This is a genomic window from Sorangium sp. So ce204, from assembly GCF_051526795.1.
Lineage (GTDB): Bacteria > Myxococcota_A > Polyangia > Polyangiales > Polyangiaceae > Sorangium > Sorangium cellulosum_B.
Genome location: NZ_CP150317.1, coordinates 7,494,275 through 7,517,377, shown reverse-complemented (window position 1 = coordinate 7,517,377; position 23,103 = coordinate 7,494,275). Strand labels below are relative to the sequence as shown.

The window sequence follows — 23,103 nt, the reverse complement described above, 5'->3', positions numbered from 1 at the left end:
CGAGCGAGGCGCGTCGGAGGCAGGTGTCCCTGCCCGCTGGGATGCCTTTGTCGAGGCACATTGGACCGCTGGGGGCCCTGGAGTCCCGTCCCGCATGAAAATCGTCGACATCCGCGCCACCACCGTCACCGTGCCGCTAGAAGCGCCCCTGCGTCACGCCAACGGCTGTCACTGGGGTCGCTTCGTGCGCACGATCGTCGAGATCGAGGCGGATAACGGGTTGATCGGCCTCGGTGAGATGGGCGGCGGCGGCGAGTCGGCCGAGGCCGTGTTCCGGGCGATGAAGGGCTACCTCGTCGGCCACGATCCCGCCCGCCTCGAGGAGATGCGGTTCAAGATCGCGAACCCGACGGCCTCTCTTTATAACAACCGCACCCAGGTCCTCGCCGCGCTGGAGTTCGCGTGCCTCGACCTGCTCGGGCAGGCCTTCGGCGTGCCGGTCCACGATCTCCTCGGCGGCAAGCTGCAGGACGAGGTGCCGTTCGCGTCCTACCTCTTCTTCCGCTACCCGAACGCCGACGGGTCAGGCGAGGTGCGGACGCCAACGCAGCTCGTCGAGCAGGCGAAGGCGCTGAAGAAGACGCACGGGTTCACCTCGCACAAGCTCAAGGGCGGGGTTTTCCACCCGGACTACGAGCTCGAGTGTTACCGCGCGGTCGCCGCCGCCGTGGGCGAGGATCGCGTCCGCTTCGATCCGAACGCGGTCTGGTCGACGGAGCAGGGAATCCGCTTCGGGCAGGCGATCGAGGACCTGAACAACGACTACCTCGAGGACCCCGTCTTCGGCCTCCACGCGATGCGGCGCACCCGCGAGAAGGTGCGGATGCCGCTCGCGACGAACACCGTGGTCGTGGGCTTCGAGCAGCTCGCCGCGAACGTCCTCGACACGGCGGTCGACGTCATCCTGCTCGACACGACGTTCTGGGGCGGCATCCGGCCGTGCGTGAAGGCGGCGGGGATCTGCGAGACGTTCGGCCTCGGCGTCGCCGTCCACTCCTCGGGCGAGCTCGGCGTGCAGCTCGCGACGATGCTGCACCTCGGCGCCGTCATCCCGAACCTCTCGTTCGCCGCCGACGCGCACTATCACCACCTGCGCGACGACGTGATCCAGGGCGGCCCGCTCCCGTACCGGAACGGCCGTATCCGCGTCCCCGCTGGTCCCGGCCTGGGCGTCCGCCTCGATCGCGAGAAGCTCGCTCACTACGCCGAGGAGTACCGCCGGCTGGGCTCCTATCCGTACGACAAGGACCCGCTGCGGCCGGCCTGGTGCGCGACCGTGCCGAACGACCGCTGGGCCGATCCGAAGGACGACCGAACCCCCGAGGTGCCGAGATGACCCTCGCCGAGCGCGTGGCCGCGGCCGTCGACGCCGCGCCCATCATCGATCTTCACACCCACCTCTTCGCGCCCCAGTTCCCCGCGCTGAACCTCTGGGGCGTCGACGAGCTCCTCACGTACCATTACCTCGTCGCCGAGACCCTGCGCGCCGAGCCGAAGGTCACGCCCGAGGTGTTCTTCGCGCTCGACAAGAAGGCGCAGGCCGATCTCGTGTGGGCGTCGCTCTTCGTCCGCCGATCGCCGCTGTCCGAGGCCACCGCGGGCGTGGCGACGGTGCTCGCCGCGTTCGGGCTCGACCCCGCCGCGCCGGATCTGCGCGAGGCCCGCGCCTTCTTCGCCGAGCGCCGGGTCGAGGATCACCTGGAGGACGTGCTGCGGCTCTCGGGCGTGAGCGCGCTCGCGATGACGAACGATCCGACCGACCCGGTGGAGCGCGCGATCTGGGACGCGGGCGCCACGCCCGATCCTCGGTTCTACACGGCGCTGCGCCTCGATCGGCTCATCCTCACGAAGGATCTCGCGCCCGAGCTCGAGCGGTGGATCGCCCGCATGCGGCCGCGCTACCTGGCGATCTCGGTCAACGAGGTCTCGGCGCCGCCCCGGGCCGTGCTGGACGCGTGCCGCGATCACGGGCTGCCGTTCGCGATGATGATCGGCGTCCGGCGCGCGGTGAACCCCCGCCTCGGCGTGGCCGGCGACGGGGTGAGCACGGTCGACCTGACCCCGCTCGAGCGGCTCGCCCACGAGAACCCCGACGTGCGCTTCCTCGTCACGACGCTCGCGCGCGAGAACACGCACCCCCTCTGCGTCGTGGCGCGCAAGTTCGCCAACGTCCTGCCGTTCGGCTGCTGGTGGTTCATGAACAACCCGAGCCTCATCGAGGAGACGACGATGATGCGCCTGGAGATGCTCGGGCCGACCTTCGTGCCGCAGCACTCCGACGCGCGCGTCCTCGATCAGCTGATCTACAAGTGGCGCCACTCGCGGCGGTCGATCGCCTCGGCGCTGACCCGGCGCTACGGGGCGATGCCCGTCCCGCCGACCGACGCGCAGATCGAGCGCGACGCGCGGGCGCTCCTCGGGGGCATCGCGAAGGAGTGGCTGGGATCATGACGAGCCGCTTCGACATCTCGGGCCGCACGGCCGTCGTGGTCGGTGGCACCTCCGGTATCGGGCGTGCGATCGCCCTCGGCCTCGCCGAGGCGGGCGCCCACACCGTGGCCACGGGCACCCGCGCGGACCGCGTGCAGGCGGTCGCCGCCGAGATCCGCGAGCGGGGCGTCCGCTCGATCGAGGCGGCGTGCGACGTCGGCGATCGCGCGACGCTCGACGCCCTGCGCGACCGCGTGATCGAGGCGTTCGGCGGCGTCGACATCCTCGTCAACTGCGCCGGTCGGACCTTCCGGAAGCCCACTGTCGATGTGGGAGAGGCCGAGTGGGGCGGCCTGCTCGACACGAACGTCACCGGCATGCTGCGCGCCTGCCAGGCCTTTCATGGTCCGCTGAAGGACAGCGGCCGGGGCCGCATCGTCAACATCGCCTCGCTGTCGAGCTTCGTCGCGTTCCACGAGGTCGCGGCCTACGGGGCGTCGAAGGCGGCCGTGCTGGCGCTCACCCGGAGCCTCGGCGCCGAGTGGGCGAAGCACGGTATCCGGACGAACGCGCTCGTGCCGGGCGTGTTCGTGACGGACCTCAACCGGGCCCTCCTCAACGGCACGGGGCGCGGGCAGGAGCTTCTCGCTCGCACGCCGCTCGGCCGCTTCGGCGACACGCAGGAGCTGGTCGGCGCGGCCCTCTTTCTCTGCTCTGACGCGGTGAGCTTCATCACCGGTACGAGCATCACAGTCGACGGTGGATTCCTCGCCTCCGGGGTGAACCAATGACCGCAGCGTCTCCCGTGGCCCCGGCGACCGCCGGCGTCATGTCCCGCACGCGCTGGACCATCTGCGCGCTCCTCTTCTTCGCGACGACGATCAACTACCTCGATCGGCAGCTGTTCTCCCTGCTGATCCCGTTCTTCGAGAACGAGCTGCGCCTCGGGCCGACGGACCTCGCGCTCATCAACGTGAGCTTCCTGCTCGCCTACGGCTTCGGCATGGTGTTCGTCGGCCGCTGGATCGACCGCGTCGGGCCGCGCAAGGGGCTCAGCGTGACGTTCCTGCTCTGGAACATCGCCTCGGCCGGCCACGCCATCGTCGGCAGCTTCGCCGGCTTCGCCGGTATCCGCTTCCTGCTCGGGGTCGGCGAGGCCGGCAACTTCCCGGCCGCCGTCCGCACCGTGGCCGAGTGGTTCCCCAAGAAGGAGAGGGCGCTCGCGACCGGGCTGTTCAACTGCGGCTCGAACGTCGGCGCCATCCTGGCCCCGCTCCTGGCGGTGCGCATCGCGGAGGCCTACGGATGGCGGACCTGCTTCCTCATCCTGGGCGGCGTCGGCGTCGTGTGGATCTTCTTCTGGACGCGCCTTTATCGGCGGCCCGAGGAGCACCCGAAGGTGTCGCCCGAGGAGCTCGCGCACATCCGCTCCGACCCGAAGGAGGCGACAGAGTCCCTCGGCGTCGGCGAGGTGTTCGGGATGCGGCCCGTCTACGCGGTCGCGGCGGCGAAGTTCTTCACCGACGCGCCGTGGTGGTTCTACCTCACCTGGCTACCGAAGTTCCTTGTCAGCGAGTTCAACCTGAAGCCGACCTTCATGGCCTACGCCATCCCCGTCGTGTTCCTCGTGGCGGACGGCGGCGCGATCGGCGGCGGCTGGCTGTCCTCCAGGCTCATCGCGAGCGGCCGCTCGGTCGGCACGGCGCGGAAGCTCGCGATGCTCGCGTGCGCGCTCTCCGCGGTGCCGGTCATGTCCGTCGGGCTGCTCGTCGATGTCCCGAGCGTCGCGGGCATCCCCACGATCTACGTCGCTGTCGCGATCCTGTCGATCGCCGCCGCGGCGCACCAGGGCTGGAGCAGCAATCTCTACACGCTCGTCTCGGACGCCCTCCCGCGCCCGGCGATGGCCACGGTGGTCGGCGTCATGACTGCGTTCGGCGTCGTCGGCGGGGCGCTCTTCCAGATCTTCGTCGGCTGGGCGCTCACGGCCACGGGCTCGTACGTCCTGCCGTTCCTGCTCGCGGGGACGCTGTACCTCGTCGGCCTGCTGGCGCTGCACCTCATCCTGCCGCGCGTCGAGCCGGTCGCGCCGAAGCGGCGCGTGCCGAACGCGGCGGTCGTCGCCGGCGGCCTGGTGATGCTCGCCAGCATCGCGGGGCTGCAATTCGCCCTCAACCGCCCTGCGTACACCTCGGTCGACCAGTACCGGGCGACGCGGCCGGCCCAGCTGAAAGCGACGGGCGCGCCGGTCGAGGGCCCCGCCGCCCACGTGGGCTGGATGGACGCGCGCTGGTACCTCTGGCCGACGGACGCGGGGACCAAGGCGGAGCTCGTCAAGTTCGACCGCGATGGGCGGCCCATCGTCGAGGGGAAGGGCGCAGCCGCCAAGGGCTACACAGGCCCGTCCGCCGCGGAGGTCGAGTCGTCCCGCGCGCCAGGAGGCGATCGGTAATCACCGCCATCGGCGCGCCTCATCGCGATACCCGCGATGGAGGCGGCCCCTTGAACCCTGCCTGTCCACCAGCTCTTCCGCCTCACGGCCTGCACCACTGCAAGGTAGCCATGTCCTTCACGCTCCGTGATCCTTCCACCTGCCGCTGGGATCTCGTGTCCCTCGGCGAGGTCATGCTGCGCCTCGATCCCGGCGACGGGCGGATCTCCACCGCCCGCAGCTTCCACGCCTGGGAGGGAGGCGGCGAGTACAACGTCGCCCGCGGCCTGCGCCGCTGTTTCCGGCTCAGGTCGGCCATCGTGACCGCCCTCGCGGACAACCCCGTCGGCCGCCTGCTCGAAGATCTGATGCTGCAGGGCGGCGTGGATCTCACGCACGTCCGCTGGGCGACGCACGACGGCGTGGGGCGCCTCGTGCGCAACGGCCTGAACTTCACCGAGCGGGGCTTCGGCATTCGCGGGGCGGTCGGCCTCTCGGACCGTGGCCACACGGCCGCGTCTCAGCTGAAGCCCGGCGAGATCGACTGGGATACGATCTTCGGCGCCCAGGGCGCGCGGTGGTTCCATACCGGCGGGATCTTCGCCGCGCTCTCCGAGACCACGCCTGCCGTGGCGAAGGAGGCGATGGAGGCGGCCAGGCGGCACGGCGTCGTCGTCTCCTACGATCTCAACTACCGCCCGTCGCTCTGGAAATCGATCGGTGGTCAGGCCCGCGCGCAGGAGGTCAATCGAGCGCTCGCGCCGTACGTCGATGTGATGCTGGGCAACGAGGAGGACTTCACGGCTGCCCTGGGCTTCGAGGTCGAGGGCGTCGACGAGGGGCACGCCAACCTGCGCGTCGGCGCGTTCGAGGGCATGATCGAGCGCGTCCTCTCGGTGTTCCCGAACATCCAGGCGGTGGCGACGACGCTCCGCGTGGCGACCTCGGCGACGCGCAACGACTGGAGCGCGGTGCTGTACCAGGGCGGCCAGCTCTACAGGGCGCCCGAGCGCAAGGACCTGGAGATCTTCGACCGCGTGGGCGGCGGCGACTCGTTCGCCTCGGGGCTCATCTACGGCTTCTTGATGGGCAAGGGGCCGCAGTGGGCGGTCGATTGCGGCGCGGCGCACGGGGCGCTCGCGATGACGACGCCCGGCGACACGACGATGGCGACCCTCGATGAAGTGCTCAAGGCGATGAAGATGGGCACGGCCCGGGTGGACCGATGAACAAGCAATCCGTGCTCGAGTGGATCGCGCGCGGGCGCATCGTCCCTGTTGTGCGCGCCGGCTCGGCCGGCGAGGCGCTGCAGGCGGTCGAGGCCCTCCTCGAGGGGGGGATCGACGTGCTCGAGATCACGATGACCGTGCCCGGCGCGGTGGAGGTCGTGCGCGAGGTCGCCGCGCGCCACGGCGAGCGGGCGCTGGTCGGCGCGGGGACGGTGCTCGACGCTCGCACCGCCGAGGCGTGCATCGAGGCCGGGGCGCGCTTCGTTGTCAGCCCCGCGCTCGACGAGGCGACGGTGAGGGCGTGCGTCGCGATGAACGTCGTCCACGCTCCCGGCGCGCTCACGCCCACCGAGGTCGTGGCGGCGCACCGGGCGGGCGGAGATGTCGTGAAGGTGTTCCCCTGCGATGCCCTCGGCGGCGCCTCGTACCTCAAATCGCTCAAGGCGCCTCTGCCCCATATCCCGCTCATGCCCACGGGCGGCGTGACGCTGGAGAACGTGGGCACTTTCTTCGCGGCGGGCGCGGTGGCGGTCGGCGTCGGCGGTAACCTCGTGGATCTCAAGCTCCTGCGCGACGGGCGGCGCGACGAGCTCGTCGCCCGCGCCCGCGCGTTCTGCGACGCGGGCCGCGCGCCCTGAGGGAGCGCGCAGGAGGCGCGCCCGCCGTTCACCCTGTCGATTCCAGCGGCTCCCCGGGGGGAGACGGCCGTGGTGCGCGCGCTGCGCGGTGCGACGTAAAACGTAGTTAAAACCAATAGTTGCGGCGTTTGCAGGGGATTCCTGGCGCCATGGATAACCCAGGGGCTTCGAACATGAATCAATCGAAGATTGCGAACCTAGTCGGTGCGTCGATTTTCTTCGTGGCGGCGGTCGCGCACGCCCAGACCCCCCCGCCGGCGCCGGACGCGGCCGCTCCGCAGGCCGCTGCGCCGGCCACGCCGGCGGACGCGCAGGCGCCGGCCACGCCGCCTGCGGAGGTGGCGGCTCCGGCGGCGCCGCCGGCGGAGGCCGTCAAGCCGGCCTCCAAGGATCCTGTTCCGGTGACCTCCAAGTGGAAGGCCACGATCTACGGGATGGCGGAGTTCGACATCATGCACGACACCACCGAGAGCTTCGGGGAGTCGGTGGGGGCCACGGTCATCCAGCGCGAGGACACCTACGCCGGCTCGCACGGGCGCACGCACTTCACGGCGCGTAACTCCAGGTTCGGCGTCAGGGTGAACGCGCCCGAGGTGTCCGGGATCAAGACAACGGCCGTGCTGGAGCTCGACTTCTTCGGCAATCAGCCGCCCACCGTCTCCGAGGCCTCGCTGGTGAGCAGCGGCACCTTCCGCTTGCGTCAGGCCCACATCAAGGTCGAGTCGGACTACGTCGACCTGCTGATCGGACAGGGCTATCACCTGTTCGGGTGGCAGCCGTTCTTCTTCCCGGCCACGACGTCCTTCTTCCCGGTGATGAACCAGGTCTTCGGGCGGATGCCGCAGCTGCGCGTCGGCCACAACTTCAAGTCGGACGCCGCCAACGTGGAGATCGCCGCTGCCGTCCTCAAGCCGCCGCAGCGCGACTCCGAGGTGCCTGACATGCAGGCGGGGTTGCGCATCGGGATCAACGGCTGGAAGGGAATCCACACGCTCGGCGCCGGCGGGATGTTGCACGATCCGCTGTCGATCGGCGTCTCGGGCGTGTTCCGCCATCTCAGGGTCAACGAGCACTCCGCGACCCCGCTCGAGCTGCGCTCGGCCAACGGCTACGGGCTCTCGGTCGACGCGATGGTCCCGATCATCCCGGCCGAGGCGCTGGACGACGCCGGGAACGCGCTGACGTTGACCGGCTCGTTCTTCTCTGGCACGGGCATCGCGGACATCGTCGGCGTCGCGAGCAACGTGCCGCACCCGCCGCTCCCTGACGGAGCCGTCTATACACCGAACATCGACAACGGCCTCGTCGTGTTCGACGCGAACAACAACCTGAAGACGATCGGCTGGACGGGGTTCATGGTCGGGCTCCAGTACTATCTGCCGCCCTCGGGGCGCTTCTCCGTCTCCGGCAACTACACCCAGGGCTCGAACGACCGTGTGACCGAGGAGAACGGCTACCGCGATCTCCGCACGGCCTACCACAAGTCGCGCTACATCGACGGCAACCTGTTCGCCGACATCACGCCGGCCATCCGCGCGGGCCTCTCGTTCCAGTACTCGGAGCAGACCTTCGCGGACGGCGTGACCGCGACCAACGAGCGCATCAAGCTGTCCCTCTACAGCTTCTTCTGAGCGACGGCGGCGGGCGACCCGACCCGGGTCGAGGCGAGCCGACCCGGGGGGGCGGCGAGCTGACCTGGGTCGAGCGACGATCCTCGGCGAGAAAGCTCCGGATCGAGCGGCCTGGAGCGTACTATCGCTCCAGACCGACCATGGATGCCGTCACGACCTACGAGGTCTTCTCCGCCGCGCAGTGGGCCGGCCTGCGCGCGGCCACGCCGCTGCCCCTCACCGAGGCCGACCTGATGGTCCTTCGGGGCCTCAACGAGCGGCTCTCGCTCGACGAGGTCGCGACGATCTACCTGCCGCTCTCGCGGCTGCTCAACCTGCACGTCGGCGCGGCGCAGCAGCTCCGCCGCGTGAAGGACACCTTCCTCGGCCGCCCCGCCGGGCGGCGGCCTTTCGTGATCGGCATCGCGGGCTCGGTCGCGGTGGGCAAGAGCACGACGGCGCGCGTGCTGCAGGCGCTGCTCGCGCGGTGGCCCGACCACCCGCGGGTGGATCTGGTGACCACCGACGGCTTCCTGTACCCCAACGCGGTGCTCGCGTCGCGCGCTGGCCTGCACCGCAAGGGCTTTCCCGAGAGCTATGATCTGCGGCGGCTCGTGCAGTTCCTCGCCGACCTGGAGGCCGGCGTCGAAGCGATCGACGTGCCGGTGTACTCGCACGCCACCTACGACGTGCTCGCCGGGATGGCGCAGACCGTGAGGCAGCCCGACATCGTGATCCTCGAGGGGCTGAACGTCCTGCAGGGCCCCGACCGCGCCGCGGCGATCGCCGTCAGCGACTTCTTTGACCTCGGGATCTACGTCCATGCGGACGAGGCCGACCTCGAACGATGGTACATCGAGCGCTTCTTCGCGCTGCGGGCCACGGCGTTTCGCGACCCGTCGTCCTATTTTCATCGCTATGCCGCGATGGGCGACGACGAGGCGCGCGCGTTCGCGCTCCAGATCTGGCGCACGATCAACGGCCCCAACCTCACCGAGAACATCCTGCCGACGCGCGCGCGCGCCGACGTCGTGCTCGAGAAGGGGCCTGACCACGCCGTGCGCGCCGTGTGGCTCCGCCGGCTCTGATGCGAGAAATGGAGTGCTATTGCCATGGACTGGAAAGAGGGTTGTCGCGCCCGCCTCCGCGCGCACCTCGATGCGCACGGTGACATCGCTCCGCCGTGGGAGCGCTTCCCCGACTACGAGCGCTACACGATCGGCTGGCGCATGGGCTCCGGTGAAGACTGGCTGGGGATGTGGGGGGTCTTTCTCGAACAGCTCGCGCCGGACCGCGAAACACGCGTCGCCTACCTGCGGCGCCACCCTCCGGCGCCGATCACCTGGGCAGAGGCCGTTCACAAGGTCTTGCACCCGACGGAGGAACGGGCAGATGACGAGGACGGCGACGAGGAGGACGGCGACGAGGAGGAGGACCCGAGCGCGGCGGCCTCGCGTCGATCGGCGCTCCTGGAGCAGGGGTTCATCGCGGTCGACGTCTCCTTCACCATCTGGCTCAGCCAGCAGGACGGCGTGCGCTGGCCATGGCAATCGTACGAGACGCCCGAGAAGGCGGCCCGCTACAACACCCGCGAGCTCTGGTTCTGGTCGCGCCAGGTCGCCGAGCTCCGGAGAGGCGACGGGTGGATGCCTCCCGCCGTGCCGGAGGGTTGGCGAGCGTGCGCGACCGCGCTCGCGAGCGGCGACGCAGGGCCGATCGCGCCTCGCGACGGGCTCCTTTCGCTGGCTCGGCTGCTCTGCGCCGGGCACGTCAAGGCGCCCTGGCAGCTCGGCCTGGAGCTCGCCGACTTCGCCGATTCATTTGACGACGACATGGGTTACGTCGACGCGTTTCGCCTGTGGGGAATGTCCGCCTTCGACGACGCCCACCAGCTGCGTAGCTACCTCGAGGCCACCCGAGCGCCGCCGGGCTGGGAGGCCTGGATCGCGGAACAGTTCCCCGTGGATTGAGCGGCGGGACCGGTCTTGCCGACTCGACCCGGGTCAGCCGACGCAACCTGGGTCAGGTCGCCACACCGGCCGACGCCGCCTGGGTCGGATGACCTCCGGGGCCGGGTGGGCGCCCAACCTGGGTCGGGTCGGCGGCCGGCGGCGTGGCCGAGCGGGCCAACAACTTGGCCGTACGGGCAAAGGCCGGCGCCGGCCGCGGCGCGTAGCTTCCCGGCATGCTGCTCGCTGCTCATCGCACCTCGCGCTTCCTCCAGACCCGCGCCCTCGTGGCCGCCGCCCTGCTGGTCGGGCTCGTGCTGGTCGGGCTCGTGGCCGCCGGCGGCTCGCTCGCAGTCCACGCCGCTGCGCATCCTCGGGCGCACGCTGACCGGGACGTCGCGGGAGACGCGCCGCCCGGCAGCCCGCTAGGCGACCTGTCGAGATCCCTCGGCGACCTCGCGCCCGTGGTCGGCGTCGTCGAGGAGCGGCTCGCGGCAGGGAGTTACACCTACCTCGCCGTGCGGCCGGACGGCGGCAGCCCGATGTGGGCCGTGACCCTCGGCGGCGGACAGCCGGTGGGCGCGCGCGTCTCGGTCAGGAGCTTCGGCCGGCGCACGGAGTTCGTGTCTCGCCGCCTGCAGCGGACCTTTCCCGTCGTCGTCTTCGGCGTGGTCTCGCCCGCGCGCGCGGATGAGCGCTGATTCGCACCCGACACCATCACCTTCTTTCCTGTCATGAGGTCCATCATGTCTCGAATCGACTTTTCTCTCTCTCGCGTCGCGCTCGTCCCGCTCCTCGTCGCGGTCGCCGCGCTCGTCCCGGCTTGCGGCGGGGACGACGGGACACCGAGCGACACGAACGGCGGCTCCGGCACACAGACCGCCGCCTCCGAGTTCACGTGCACGGATGACGATCTGCAGAGCGCCCCGTTCGGCGGGCCCGGGTTCGCGGACGGCGCGCTCACGGGCGCCGCGCAGGACTCCTATATCGTCTCGTCGACCCTGCTCTGGCTCAAGACCGACGAGGCGGCGCAGCAGAGGTTCGGCGAGGTGATGGGGCCCATCCTCGCCCAGCTGCCCGCGCAGGAAGGGCTGATCGGCTTCACGCTCGGAACGTCGGCGAAGTGCGGCTATGCGAGGACGATCACGGTGTGGAAGGACGAAGAGGCGATGGGGAAGTTCGTGATGTCGGACGCCCACCTCTCGGCGATGAGCGCGGCGAGCGCCGTCAGCGTCCACGGCGTCGTGACCCAGTGGACCGTCGGCGCGGGGGATCTCCCGCTGTCGTGGGAAGCGGCGAGAGAGAAGGTCGCCGCCGCCGAGATATCGTACTGAGGCCGGGCGCGCTGGACGGCCGCGGCCCGAGGCCCCGGGCCAGGGGGCCATCGCCCCGGCGGTCAGCCGTCGTCCGCCGCGCGGGCCACGCCCGCCGCGGCGCGGCGCCCCGGGGCGCCGCGCGCCTCCTCACGGAACCGGCCGGGCGTCCTCCCGGACCAGCGCTTGAAGGCCCGCGCGAAGGCCGTCACCTCCGAGAACCCCAGCAGAAAGGCGATCTCCGACATCGACGTGTCGCTCTCGCGGAGCAGCTCCTCGGCGGTCTGACGGCGCACCTCGCCGACGATCTGCCGCAGCGTCGTCCCCTCGTCCTCGAGGTGCCGCCGCAGCGTGCGCTCGCTCGTCCCGAGCCGCCGCGCGACGGCGGCCGCCGACGGCTCGCCCGAGGCGAGGAGGTGCGCGATGACGTCACGCACCCGATCGGACATGGGCGACGCGTCGGCGACGCGACGGCGGCGCAGCTCCTCCGCGTGCTGGTGGAAGAACGCGCTCAGGGCCGGGTTCGCGTCGCGAGGCACGAGGTCCAGCAACGACGCTGGGAAGGCAAAGCCATCACGGGGCGCGTCGAACTCGACAGGGCACCGGAAGAAGTCCCGGTGCGTGGCGAGATCGCGCGGCGCGGCGTGCCGGAAGCTGACCCGGAGCGGCGAGAACTCGACGCCAGCGCACTGGCGGAAGCAACGGACGTGAATCGCCAGGCTGCACTCGGTCGCGACGCGCGCGCCCAGCGTGAAGCGGGGCGAGCGGTGCAGCTCCGCGAACGGCGCGTCCCGGTCCGTCGTAGTATCGGTCACCCAGCGCGGCGTATCCGCCAGGAGCACCATGTAGCGGTCGACACGGTCGAGCGACTCACGGGCGCTCGTGCTCGTCATGACCGCGAAGCCCATGACATGCATCTCCTCCATGCGCGTCTGCGCGGCGAGGCGGATGGGCGCCCCGGGATCGTCGAGCGCGCGTACCACGTGCGCCCACAGCGCGTCGAACGACGTCACCGGCAAGCGGCTGTCCGCGTCGGTCAGCGACTCGGCGGAGACGCCGGCGACCTCGAGAAGATCGCCGCGGCGGAGGCCGCGAGAGGCGGCATACGAGATCACCCGGCCGGCGAGGGCCGTGGACACCGTGGGCCGCGACGGAGAAGACGGCATGCCCGAGCGAGTCTATCATCCGCCGTGGACCGCGAGATGAGCGGGGTGGGCAGGGTGAGCACTGCGGCTCGCCGAGCGCCCGTGATACGGCACGACGGCGACGGGCTCGATGGCCGCGTCAAGTTGTCGTTATATCCGGTACACAAGAAATTCATGGCGACGATTCGTCGTAAACGCGGTTCGAGCCCGCGCTCCGACGTGAAACGGCGCGCATCGAGCGACCAACAGAGGACATCGCCGCGTGGCACCGATGTTGCTCAGTATCCGATGTTGCTCGACATCCACGAGCATCCGATGGAGGTGTGACGATGTCGTTCCGATCCGAGCGCGTCGCTGCGATCGACCGGCCAGGCCAGGGCCGCGAAGCGCCCCGGCCGCCCACCTCGCAGCCTGCTCCGGCGCGGTATCGGATCCCGGTGGCGTCGGCGCTCCGGCGCTGCCTTGCCAAGGGGTACGGCCTCGGGGATCTCCAGGCCGACCTCCTGGCGGGCACCGTCGTCGGCGTCGTGGCGCTCCCTCTCTCCATGGCCCTCGCCATCGCGGTGGGGGCTCCTCCTCAGCACGGGCTCTACACGGCGATCGTGGCCGGCGCGCTCGTGGCGCTGCTGGGCGGCTGCAAGTTCCAGGTCACCGGCCCGACGGCGGCGTTCGTGGTGATCCTCGCGCCCATCGTGGCGGAGCACGGGCTGTCCGGGCTGATGACGGCGGGGCTCCTGGCCGGCGTGCTGCTCGTGATCATGGGGCTCGCGCGGCTCGGCCGGCTCATCGAGTACATCCCGTACCCGGTGACCACGGGCTTCACCGCCGGGATCGCCACCGTGATCGCGACGCTCCAGGTGAAGGACGTCCTGGGCCTCCAGGCCGGGCCGCTCCCGGAGCACTACACCGCCAAGGTGGCGGCCTTGTGGGCCGCGCGCGGGACGGCCGACCTCTTCGAGCTTGCCGTCGCCGCATCGACGCTCGCCCTGCTCTTGCTCGTCCCCCGCGTCATCAAGAAGGTGCCGGCGCCCCTCATCGCCATCACCGTCGTGTCGCTCGCCGTGGCGGCCGTCGACGCGGTTTACCCCGCGTTCTCCGTGGCGACGATCGGCAGCCGCTTTCGCTCCACCGCCTTCGGCGTGGAGATCGCCGGCATCCCGTCGATCCTCCCGACGCCCTCGCTGCCGTGGGGTGATGGGCTCTCGCTCGAGCTCGTGAGGGAGCTGCTCCCCGCCGCCTTCGCGATCGCCATGCTCGGCGCCATCGAATCGCTGCTGTCGGCGGTCATCGCCGACGGCATGACAGGGACCAAGCACGATCCGGACTCGGAGCTCATCGGCCTCGGTATCGGGAACATCGTCGCGCCGATCTTCGGCGGCATCGCGGCGACCGGAGCGCTCGCGCGGACGGCCACGAACATCCGGGCCGGCGCGCGCTCTCCGATCGCGTCCGCGACCCACGCCGTGGTCGTCCTCCTGTCGATCGTCGTCTTCGCCCCGCTCGTGGCCTACGTCCCCATGGCGTCGCTGGCGGCGCTGCTGCTGCTCGTCGCGTGGAACATGTCCGAGCTCCACCATTTCATCCGCATCGTGAGGCTCGCGCCGAGGAGCGATGTGTTCGTGCTCCTGACCTGTTATGGTCTCACCGTCCTCCTCGACATGGTGATCGCCGTGTCGGCCGGCGTGATCCTCGCCGCCATCCTCTTCATGCGCCGGATGGCCGAGCTGACAGGGAGCCGGACGGTGCTGGACGCCGCCGGCGGATCGAGCGAAGTCGAGCTCCCGAGGCGGGTCGCCCTCTACGAGATCAACGGCCCGCTGTTCTTCGGCGCCGCCCAGAACGCGATGGCGGCGCTGCACGCCATCCGCGGGGACAGCTACGAGGTGATGATCCTCGACCTCGGCAAGGTGCCGTTCATCGACAGCACGGGGTTCGTCGCCCTCGAGAACGCGCTCGACGGGCTCGCGCGGCGCCAGAAGGCGGTGATCCTGGCCGGTCCGCTGCCCAGGCCGCGCGAGATCTTCGACAAGGCGCGCCTCCCGGAGCGGTACCAGCGCATGTACGTCGCGGAGGATCTGGCGGCGGCGCTCCGCCTCGCCGGCGAGCTGGTGAACGGCTGAGCGCTCGCCGCCGGCAGGTCCGCTGTACCGCTCCTCTCTCGCCGGACACCGCTGCGGCCTCTGCGCGCGCCGCGCGGCGCGCTACTTCAGCGCGTCGCTCAGCCGGGCCGCCTGCGTCGCCAGATAGCTCTGCTCCGGGATGCTCGTCGTGCGGCTGGCCGCGCGCCTGTAGTGCGCGATCGCCGCCTCGTGATCGCCGGCCCGCTCCAGGAGGTGCGCGCGGGCGGCGTCGAGGCGGTGATGACCCGAGAGGCGCGCGTCGGCGTCGAGCGCGTCCAGCAGATCGAGCCCCGCCCGGGGGCCGTGCACCATGGCGGTCGCGATCGCGTGGCTGAGCGCCACCATCGGGTTGTCGGACATCCGCATCAGCACGCCGTACAGCGCCAGGATCTGCGGCCAGTCCGTGTCCTCGGCCCGCGCTGCCTCGTCGTGCACCGCCGCGATCGCGGCTTGCAGCTGGTAGGCGCCGACCGAGCCCCTGGACAGCGCCGCCGTGACGAGCGCGACGCCCTCGGCGATCGCGCGCTGATCCCACAGGCCCCGATCCTGCTCCGCGAGCGGGATCAGCTCGCCCAGAGGCCCTGTCCGCGCCGCGCGCCGCGCGTCGGTCAGGAGCATGAGCGCGAGGAGGCCCGCGACCTCGCCGTCGTCCGGGAGGAGCGCGTGCACGGCGCGCGTCAGGCGGATCGCCTCGCCCGACAGATCGTCGCGGTGCAGCGCGGGGCCGGAGCTCGAGGTGTAGCCCTCGTTGAAGATCAGGTAGAGCACGTGCAGGACGGCGCCGAGGCGCGCTGTGCGCGCCTCGGGCGTCGGCCGCTCGAAGGGCACGCCGGACGCCTTGATGCTCTGCTTCGCCCGGCTGATCCGCTGCGCCATGGTCGCCTCCGGGACCAGGAACGCCCTTGCGATCTCGGCCGTCGTCAGGCCGCCGACGGCGCGCAGGGTCAGCGCGATCGCGGACGGCGTGGACAGCGCGGGGTGGCAGCACATGAACAGCAAGGTGAGCGTGTCGTCCTCGAGCGCCGCCTCGTCGCTGTCGGCGGCGAGGGCGATCTGCAGCTCGGGCGGCACGAGGCTGACCACGATCGCCTCGCGGCGGCGGCGCGCCGCCTCGCTCCGGACGTGATCGGCGATGCGCCGCGACGCCACGTGGATCAGCCAGGCGCGCGGCTCGTCGGGCACGCCCTCGCGCGGCCACTGCGAGGCCGCCGCGATCAGCGCCTCCTGGACCGCGTCCTCCGCGGCGCCGAAATCTCGGAATCGCCGCATGACGGCGCCGAGCACCTGCGGCGCGAGATCGCGCAGCAGGCGCTCGGCCGTGGCGCCCTGGGACGGAGAGGTCACTAGAGATCGCGGGGCGGCGCGCTCATCACCTCGCGCACCTCGATCCCCATGTTGAGCGGCGCGCCGCCGGGGCCGGGCGCGGCGGACGCTTGCGCGGCGATCTCGTACGCGCGCTCGGGGCTCTCGACCTCCACGATCCAGTAGCCGGCGAGGAACTCCTTGGTCTCCGGGAACACCCCGTCGGTGATCGGCGCGCCGTCCTTGCCAGCGCGCACGAGCTTGGCCTGGTCGGGCCCCGCCAGGCCCTCGGCCGCCACGAGCTCGCCCGACGCGCTGAGCTTCCTGTGGAAGCTCTTCATGAACGCGATGTGCGCCTGGAAGTCCTTCTGCTGCCAGTTGGCGACCTGGTACGGCCCCCCGCTCGGGGTGTTCATCATCAGGATGTACTTCATGATCGGCTCCTTCTCTTCGCTGTCGCCCCGGGATCGGGCGCGCGTTCGTGGGGTTGTCGGAGCCGAGGGCGGGTCCTCGACATCCCGGGCGACGATAGCGAAAAAATCCGAACCCCGACACAAGGGACGGCCGCGTGTGGGTGTAGGTACGCCTGCGGCGCCAGCGGGAGTGTGCAGGTCCGTCGTCGCGAGCGTGTGTCCTCCGCGGTGCGATGTGCTCCATGGTCGCAGGTAGTCGGCGGAGGAGGGGAGATGTGCGTCGTCTTCGCAGGTCGCCGATCGCAGGGCGGCCCATCACGGGCGGATTCCGCGGATGACGTCCGGCGCGCCCCCACGCGACCTCTCTGCTGACGAAGCGCTCGGGCGTGGTGATTCCGCGCGTCGCCGGCCGTCGTGATCGGTGAAGCGCGCGCCGGCGGACCGCCCTGCGAGTCGACTCTTTGGCTCAGGCGCGGGACATGCACCCTCGCGCTCCGATTCTCACGGATGCATGAACCTGGAGGAGCGTCGATGGAGAAGCGTGTTCCGCAAGGGAAACTTGGACGCCGGCAATTCGCCGGCGGCGCGATGGCCACCGCGGGGGTCTCGCTGCTCGCCACACCGAGCCTCGCGCAGCCCGACAAGAGCTACGCGGTCTGCGAGTCGATCGCGCCCCTCGCCCTCCCGGCAGGGGCCGCCTATACGCCCGGCATCTCGGTCGACCGGCGCTCGAGGAAGCCGGTCTTCCTGCCCGCCCCAGGCGCCGGCTATGCAGCGCACGCCGTCTCGGAGGTCCTCTTCTGGACGGACCAGATGATGGAACATGCGTTCTTCATCGCGCTGCTCATGCCCGGCGACCATCTCCGCGGGCCCCGGGACGAGGCGCGGCAGTACCAGAACCTCTTCGCCAGGCACTTCCTCGCGGCGCGCGACCGGGGGTATGGCGATTACGGGATCTCCTCGCTCCTCACCTCGACGCGGTCGAGCGTCCAGCGCTTCATCGAGTACAAGCGCCGCATGCAGCGCGCGCAGGAGAGCGGCTCGCTCCGGAGCCTCGTTTGGCCGCTCTTCTTCGACCACATCGCGCGGGAGGCCGAGCGCTTCGTCGCCCGGCTCGATCGGCTCGCGTACGGCGACATCGCGCTCCAGAGCGACGAGGTCTCGGCGTTCTGGACGACGATCATGGCGGATCACCTCGAGTTCATCGCGCACCTGCTCGACCCGCAGGAGCGCGCGCTCATCGACCAGGCGACCGCGCGCGCCGGGCAGATGTACCAGGCGCACGCGTTCCGCGTCGACAGCGGGCAGCTCGCGACGATGGCCGACGAGGTCATCGATTTCAAGTCGGCCGCGGAGCAGGGCATCGAGACGGGGCAGATCAAGAGCATCATCGATCCGACGCTCGCCGATCACGTGCTCCGCGAGGCGGTGAGGTTCTCCGACGAGGTCAGGCGCGCCCTGTGAGGCCCTGGGCGCCGCGCGGCGGGGGCGAGCCTGGCCCCGCCTCCTGCTCGCCGCGCGACGCCTGTACAGCGGCCGCGCGCCGGGATACTCCTGGTCGCGGGCCCGGCGGAGCTCTCCGCCGAGCCCGCGGCGCAGAGGCCGTGTCGGAGGGATGGCCGCCTCTGGCGCAGGCAGACCTCGAGCTCGATCGCTCACCACGCACGCCGATTCCGAGCGCGATCCAGGCTGTGCCGTACAGCCATCGAGAAGAACGGTTCTTGTTCATGCCGACCTGAAGCATCCCCCAGAATTTCGGGAAATTCACAGGGAGGCGGGGAGACGGGGAGAAAAATCCAACCAATCTCCCCGTCTCCCTGTTCAATTCCTCTCGCAAGCTGAACGATCGTGGCCGGCGATTGTCATCGAGCCGGCCGCGCGGTCACCGGGGCGCCGCCCTCAGCGAGGAGGCGGGGTGCAGGTGAAGCACCCGCCGCACTCGTAGTGCTGCGTCGTGGTGCCCCACGCGATCCGGTTGTTGCAGCAGTCGCGGCCGTACTGGCCGACGACGGTGGTGTAGCTCTCGTCGCTGTAATAGGTGCAGTTTCCCCCGGGCGCCGCCTCGCTCGAGGGGACCAGCAGGGCAGTGGTTCCCAACATCGCGGTGCCTGCCGTCAGGGCAGCGAAGAAGTAACGAACGCGGGCAGCAGGACTGAGACGGCGCATGGACGCTCCTCTTGTAATGGGGGGCCTGTTTCGGCCTCCGAAGCTATGTGAAGCAGCTTAGACCGCTCGCTCGGCTCGAGCAAGCGCTCCGGCCGGAGTGGGCTTTGCGGAGCTCTGCAAAGTTTCATTCGGCGGTGGGAGGCGGCGAGCTCATGTGCGCGCTTCACGAGGGCAAGAGAGGCATCCTGCCCCGAGGCCGGCTGAGTGATTGCGGTGTCAAGGAAATTCAGCCGCCCCGATGGGGCTTGGGCCGGCGTATCGACGCGGTACGCATCGAGAGGGTCGTTGAGGCAGGCAAGCGAGCGTCCCCAGCGTGACGGCGCCGAGGATGGCTGGACTCGGCCGTGGTAAAAAAGCAGGTGTTCCCCATGACGAGACAGCTCACCGGCCAGCGCGACCGCGTCGAGGAGCGGACCGGCGCGGGCCGCGTCGAGGAAGCGAGCGCCGGGGCCGGGCCGGATCCGGCCTGCGGCGCGCTCGCGGGCGGCGGGGAGATGGGGGCGCTGATACGCTCGATCGACTGGTCGCAGACGGCGCTGGGCCCGGTCGAGGCATGGCCCGAGTCGCTGCGGACCGCGCTGTCCATCCTGCTCTCGTCCGAACACCCCATGTTCCTCTGGTGGGGTCGGGAGCTCATCCAGTTTTACAACGACGCCTACCGCCCGATCCTCGGATCCAAGAAGCACCCGGCCGCCATGGGCCAGGCGGGCCGCGAGTGCTGGAAGGAGATCTGGGACATCCTCGGGCCGATGCTCGAGAAGGCCTTCGCGGGAGAGGCCACCTACGTCCGCGATGGCCTGCTCGCCCTCGATCGGCACGGCTTCATGGAGGAGTGCTACTTCAGCTACGGTCAGAGCCCCCTCCGGGACGAGAGCGGCGCCGTCGCGGGCATCCTCGTCGCGTGCTCCGAGAGCACGGGGTACATCCTCGGCCAGCGGCGGCTGCAGGTCCTCGGGGCGCTGGCGGCGAGGGCGGCTGACGCCAGGAGCGTTCATGAGGTCTGCCGGGTGATGATGGAGACCCTGGCGCAGGACGGGCGCGACGTGCCCTTCGCCCTGCTCTATCTCGTCGACGATGACGGCGCGCACGCCCGCCTCGCGGGGACCGCGGGGCTCGACCCGGACCACGCGGCGGCGCCGGCCACGGTGGGCCTCGGCGCGGCGGCCGGCGCGGTGTGGCCGCTGCATCGCGCCCTGCGCGAGGACGTGGAGGTGGAGCTGTCGGCGCTGCCCGCGCGCGTCGGCCCCCTTCCGGGAGGGCCGTGGCCGGAGGCCGCGCGCCAGGCGGTGGTGCTGCCGCTCCCCCGCGCCGGCGCCGGAGGCCGACCGGCCGGCTTCCTCGTCGCGGGCGTAAGCCCCCGGCTGGTGCTGGACGACGACTACCGCCGCTTCCTGCGGCTCCTGGCCGGCCACGGCGCGGCGGCGCTGCAGAACGCCCGGGCCAGCGAGGAGGAGCGGCGCAGGCTGGACGCGCTCGCCGAGCTCGACCGCGCCAAGACGGCGTTCTTCAGCAACATCAGCCACGAGTTCCGCACGCCGCTCACGCTGATCCTGGGCCCCGTCGAGGACGGCCTCTCGGACGCCGAGCACCCCTTGCCCGCGCCGCAGCGCGACCGCCTCGCGATCGTCTACCGCAACAGCCTCCGGCTCCTCCGGCTCGTCAACACGCTGCTCGACTTCTCGCGCATCGAGGCGGGCCGCATCCGGGCCAGCTACCAGCCTACCGATCTCGGCTCCTTCACCGCGGAGCTCGCGAGCTCGTTCCGCTCGCTCATGGATCGGGCCGGCCTCGCCCTCACGGTGGAGTGCCCGCCCCTCTCCGAGCCGGCCTACGTCGACCGCGAGCTCTGGGAGAAGATCGTGCTCAACCTCGTCTCGAACGCCTTCAAGTTCACGTTTTCGGGGGGCGTCCGGGTGACGCTGGAGGAGGCCGGGGGGCGGATCGTCCTGGCGGTCGAGGACACGGGCACCGGCATTCCGGAGGAGGAGCTGCCGCGCGTGTTCGATCGGTTCTACCGCGTCGAGGGGGCCAGGGGCCGCAGCTACGAGGGCAGCGGCATCGGCCTCGCGCTGGTGCGGGAGCTCGCGAAGCTCCACGGCGGCAGCGTGGCCGTGGAGAGCCGCCTCGGCGCGGGCAGCCGCTTCTCGGTCGCCATCCCGCTCGGGAAGGCGCACCTGCCCGCGGATCGCATCGACCTCGCCCCCGCGCCGGCCGCGGAGGGGCGCGGCGCGGCCCCCTTCCTCGACGAGGCCGCGCAGTGGGAACGCGACGAGCGGGCTCCGGATGCCCTGCCGGCGGAGGGGCGCCCGGCCCCGAAGCAGCCGGGGCACATCCTCGTCGCGGACGACAACGCGGACATGCGCGATTACGTGCAGCGGCTACTCCTCGACGAGCGGTGGACGGTCGAGGCCGTGGCCGACGGTCAGGCCGCGCTGGAGAGCGCCCGCGCCCACGTCCCGGACCTCGTGCTCACCGACGTGATGATGCCGCGGCTCGACGGCTTCGGCCTGCTCAAGGCGCTGCGCGCCGACGAGCGCACCCGCGGCGTCGCCGTGATGATGCTCTCCGCGCGCGCGGGCGAGGAGGTGCGCGTCGACAGCCTCGGGGCCGGCGCCGACGACTTCCTCGTGAAGCCGTTCTCCGCGCGGGAGCTCCTCGCGCGGGTCCGCATCCACGTGGAGCTCGCGCGCCGGCGGCGGGAAGCCGAGGGGCAGCGCCAGTACCTGAACGACCTCTTCATGCAGGCCCCGGGGCCCATCGCGATCCTCCGCGGGCCGGAGCACGTCTTCGAGGTGGTCAATCCGCTCTACCAGCAGCTCGTCGGCGGGCGAGCGCAGGTGGGCAAGCCCATCCTGGCCGCCCTGCCCGAGCTCGCGGGGCAATCCATCCTGGATCTCCTGGACACCGTGACCCGCACCGGTGAGCCCTACGTGGGAAGGGAGCTCGCCGTGCGGCTCGATCGCAAGGGCGACGGCACGACGGAGGAGCGCTTCTTCAACTTCGTCTTCCAGCCGATGCGCGACCGCGACGGGGCGATCGAGGGCATCTTCGTGTTCGCCTTCGAGGTGACCGACCAGGTGAGCGCCCGCCGGCGCGTGGAGGCGCTCGTCGAGGCGCTGAGGCTCGCCGATCAGCGCAAGGACGAGTTCCTCGCGATGCTCGCGCACGAGCTCAGAAACCCCCTGGCCGCCATCAGCCTGTCGCTCACGCTGCTCGGCGATCTCGCGGGCGAGGCGCCCAGATCGGCGCGCTACCGCGAGATCGCCCGGCGGCAGGTGGGCAACCTGGTGCGCCTTGTGGACGATCTGCTCGACGTGTCGCGCATCACGCGCGGCACGGTGGAGCTGCGCCTGGAGGACGTCGATCTCGCGGCGGACGAGGCGCCCCCAGTGTATCGGCGTGGAGTTGAGGTGGAGCTGCGCCTGGAGGACGTCGATCTCGCGGCGGCGGTGCGGAACGCCGCCGCCGCGGTGAGCCCGGCCGTGGAGGCGCGGCGCCACGCGCTCTCGGTCGAGGTCGGGCCGGGGGACTTCGGCATGCGGGCCGACGCCACGCGGCTGGAGCAGGTGGTCACGAACCTCCTGACGAACGCCGCGAAGTACACGCCGCCGGAGGGAGCCATCTCGGTGCGGCTGACCCGCGAGGCGGCGGGCGCCGCGCCCGAGGCCGTGCTGCGGGTGCGCGACACGGGCCGCGGCATCCCGGCGGCGATGCTCGAGCGGGTGTTCGAGCTCTTCACGCAGGTCGATCAGACCATCGACCGCAGCACGGGCGGCCTGGGCCTCGGGCTCACGCTGGTGCGGCGGCTGGTGGAGATGCACGGCGGCAGCGTCGTCGCGGAGAGCGCCGGACCGGGCCTGGGCAGCGAGTTCATCGTGCGCCTTCCGCTCGGCCGGGGCGCGGCGCCGCAGCTCGCGCCCGGCGCGGCGCCCCCGCTCGCGCCCGGCGCCGAGCCGCCCGCCGCCCCGCCGCCGGCGGAGGCCGCCGAGCGGCGCCGGGTGCTCGTCGTGGAGGACGTGGAGGACGTGCGCCGGGTGATGAGCGAGTTCATCGAGGCGCTGGGGCACGAGGTGACGGTGGCGGTGGACGGGCTGGACGGCGTGACGAAGCTCCTGGAGCTGCGCCCCGAGGTGGCCTTCATCGACATCGGCCTGCCGGACATCGATGGCCACGAGGTCGCCCGCCGGGCGCGGGCCGCGCCCGGGGGCGGCGCGCTCTGCCTTGTGGCGATCTCGGGCTACGGTGGACCCGAGGACCAGGCCAGGTCGAGGCAGGCCGGCTTCGACCTGCACCTCACGAAGCCCGTGGGCGGCGCGACGCTGCGTCAGGTGCTCGCCGAGCGGCGCGCGTGAGCGAG

The 23,103-nt window shown here is 71.2% G+C and carries 19 protein-coding genes; 15 read left to right on the top strand and 4 right to left on the bottom strand.

Annotated elements, in window-relative coordinates; all coding sequences use genetic code 11:
• Positions 1-94 precede the first annotated feature (94 nt).
• The 11 genes from WMF22_RS28025 to WMF22_RS27975 all read left to right on the top strand — a co-directional run bounded on the left by WMF22_RS28025 (position 95) and on the right by WMF22_RS27975 (position 11,621).
• On the top strand, positions 95-1,336 hold the full coding sequence (locus WMF22_RS28025; RefSeq protein WP_438031757.1) for an enolase C-terminal domain-like protein: 1,242 nt from the start codon (positions 95-97) through the stop codon (positions 1,334-1,336).
• Positions 1,333-2,451 carry a hypothetical protein gene (locus WMF22_RS28020; protein WP_438031756.1) on the top strand — a complete coding sequence of 373 codons (1,119 nt, stop codon included), beginning with the start codon at positions 1,333-1,335 and terminating at the stop codon, positions 2,449-2,451. The genes WMF22_RS28025 and WMF22_RS28020 overlap by 4 nt, the downstream gene beginning before the upstream one ends.
• Positions 2,448-3,221, top strand: coding sequence for an SDR family NAD(P)-dependent oxidoreductase (locus WMF22_RS28015; RefSeq protein WP_438031755.1), 774 nt, complete (start codon positions 2,448-2,450; stop codon positions 3,219-3,221). The genes WMF22_RS28020 and WMF22_RS28015 overlap by 4 nt, the downstream gene beginning before the upstream one ends.
• Positions 3,218-4,882, top strand: coding sequence for an MFS transporter (locus tag WMF22_RS28010; RefSeq protein ID WP_438031754.1), 1,665 nt, complete (start codon positions 3,218-3,220; stop codon positions 4,880-4,882). The genes WMF22_RS28015 and WMF22_RS28010 overlap by 4 nt, the downstream gene beginning before the upstream one ends.
• A gap of 110 nt (positions 4,883-4,992) precedes the next feature.
• Entirely contained in the window at positions 4,993-6,090 is a 1,098-nt protein-coding gene (locus tag WMF22_RS28005) for a PfkB family carbohydrate kinase (RefSeq protein WP_438031753.1), read from the top strand.
• Positions 6,087-6,728, top strand: coding sequence for a bifunctional 4-hydroxy-2-oxoglutarate aldolase/2-dehydro-3-deoxy-phosphogluconate aldolase (locus WMF22_RS28000; protein WP_438031752.1), 642 nt, complete (start codon positions 6,087-6,089; stop codon positions 6,726-6,728). Before WMF22_RS28005 ends, WMF22_RS28000 begins: the two co-directional genes overlap by 4 nt.
• A gap of 173 nt (positions 6,729-6,901) precedes the next feature.
• The gene (locus WMF22_RS27995; protein WP_437293059.1) at positions 6,902-8,359 is read left to right on the top strand and encodes a hypothetical protein; all 1,458 of its coding nucleotides are present in this window, start codon (positions 6,902-6,904) and stop codon (positions 8,357-8,359) included.
• Between the two features lie 140 nt (positions 8,360-8,499).
• Entirely contained in the window at positions 8,500-9,426 is a 927-nt protein-coding gene (coaA, locus tag WMF22_RS27990; RefSeq protein WP_438031751.1) for a type I pantothenate kinase, read from the top strand.
• A 24-nt stretch (positions 9,427-9,450) separates the two neighbouring features.
• Positions 9,451-10,308, top strand: a complete 858-nt coding sequence (locus WMF22_RS27985) for a hypothetical protein (protein WP_438031750.1) — start codon at positions 9,451-9,453, stop codon at positions 10,306-10,308.
• A gap of 215 nt (positions 10,309-10,523) precedes the next feature.
• Positions 10,524-10,988 (top strand): hypothetical protein, encoded by a 465-nt coding sequence (locus tag WMF22_RS27980; RefSeq protein WP_438031749.1) that lies wholly within the window; start codon positions 10,524-10,526, stop codon positions 10,986-10,988.
• A gap of 45 nt (positions 10,989-11,033) precedes the next feature.
• Entirely contained in the window at positions 11,034-11,621 is a 588-nt protein-coding gene (locus WMF22_RS27975) for a hypothetical protein (protein WP_438031748.1), read from the top strand.
• A gap of 62 nt (positions 11,622-11,683) precedes the next feature.
• Here the strand turns inward: WMF22_RS27975 and WMF22_RS27970 are convergent, their stop codons facing one another.
• The gene (locus WMF22_RS27970) at positions 11,684-12,766 is read right to left on the bottom strand and encodes an AraC family transcriptional regulator (RefSeq protein ID WP_438031747.1); all 1,083 of its coding nucleotides are present in this window, start codon (positions 12,764-12,766) and stop codon (positions 11,684-11,686) included.
• A 24-nt stretch (positions 12,767-12,790) separates the two neighbouring features.
• Between WMF22_RS27970 and WMF22_RS27965 the strand changes: the two genes are divergently transcribed.
• Together WMF22_RS27965 and dauA are read left to right on the top strand one after the other, a co-directional pair.
• On the top strand, positions 12,791-13,072 hold the full coding sequence (locus tag WMF22_RS27965) for a hypothetical protein (RefSeq protein ID WP_438031746.1): 282 nt from the start codon (positions 12,791-12,793) through the stop codon (positions 13,070-13,072).
• 2 nt (positions 13,073-13,074) lie between these two features.
• The gene (gene dauA / locus WMF22_RS27960; protein WP_438031745.1) at positions 13,075-14,865 is read left to right on the top strand and encodes a C4-dicarboxylic acid transporter DauA; all 1,791 of its coding nucleotides are present in this window, start codon (positions 13,075-13,077) and stop codon (positions 14,863-14,865) included.
• Positions 14,866-14,946: 81 nt separating this feature from the next.
• Here the strand turns inward: dauA and WMF22_RS27955 are convergent, their stop codons facing one another.
• The gene (locus WMF22_RS27955; RefSeq protein ID WP_437293051.1) at positions 14,947-16,209 is read right to left on the bottom strand and encodes an RNA polymerase sigma factor; all 1,263 of its coding nucleotides are present in this window, start codon (positions 16,207-16,209) and stop codon (positions 14,947-14,949) included.
• The gene (locus WMF22_RS27950; protein WP_437293050.1) at positions 16,209-16,601 is read right to left on the bottom strand and encodes a YciI family protein; all 393 of its coding nucleotides are present in this window, start codon (positions 16,599-16,601) and stop codon (positions 16,209-16,211) included. Before WMF22_RS27950 ends, WMF22_RS27955 begins: the two co-directional genes overlap by 1 nt.
• 510 nt (positions 16,602-17,111) lie before the next feature.
• Here WMF22_RS27950 and WMF22_RS27945 point away from each other — a divergent pair.
• Positions 17,112-18,044 (top strand): DUF2935 domain-containing protein, encoded by a 933-nt coding sequence (locus tag WMF22_RS27945; RefSeq protein ID WP_437293049.1) that lies wholly within the window; start codon positions 17,112-17,114, stop codon positions 18,042-18,044.
• Between the two features lie 435 nt (positions 18,045-18,479).
• Here WMF22_RS27945 and WMF22_RS27940 read toward each other — a convergent pair whose 3' ends face one another.
• Positions 18,480-18,746: a DUF6289 family protein gene (locus tag WMF22_RS27940; protein WP_437293048.1), complete on the bottom strand. Its 267-nt coding sequence runs from the start codon at positions 18,744-18,746 to the stop codon at positions 18,480-18,482.
• Positions 18,747-19,114: 368 nt separating this feature from the next.
• Between WMF22_RS27940 and WMF22_RS27935 the strand changes: the two genes are divergently transcribed.
• Entirely contained in the window at positions 19,115-23,098 is a 3,984-nt protein-coding gene (locus tag WMF22_RS27935; RefSeq protein WP_438031744.1) for an ATP-binding protein, read from the top strand.
• Positions 23,099-23,103 lie beyond the last annotated feature (5 nt).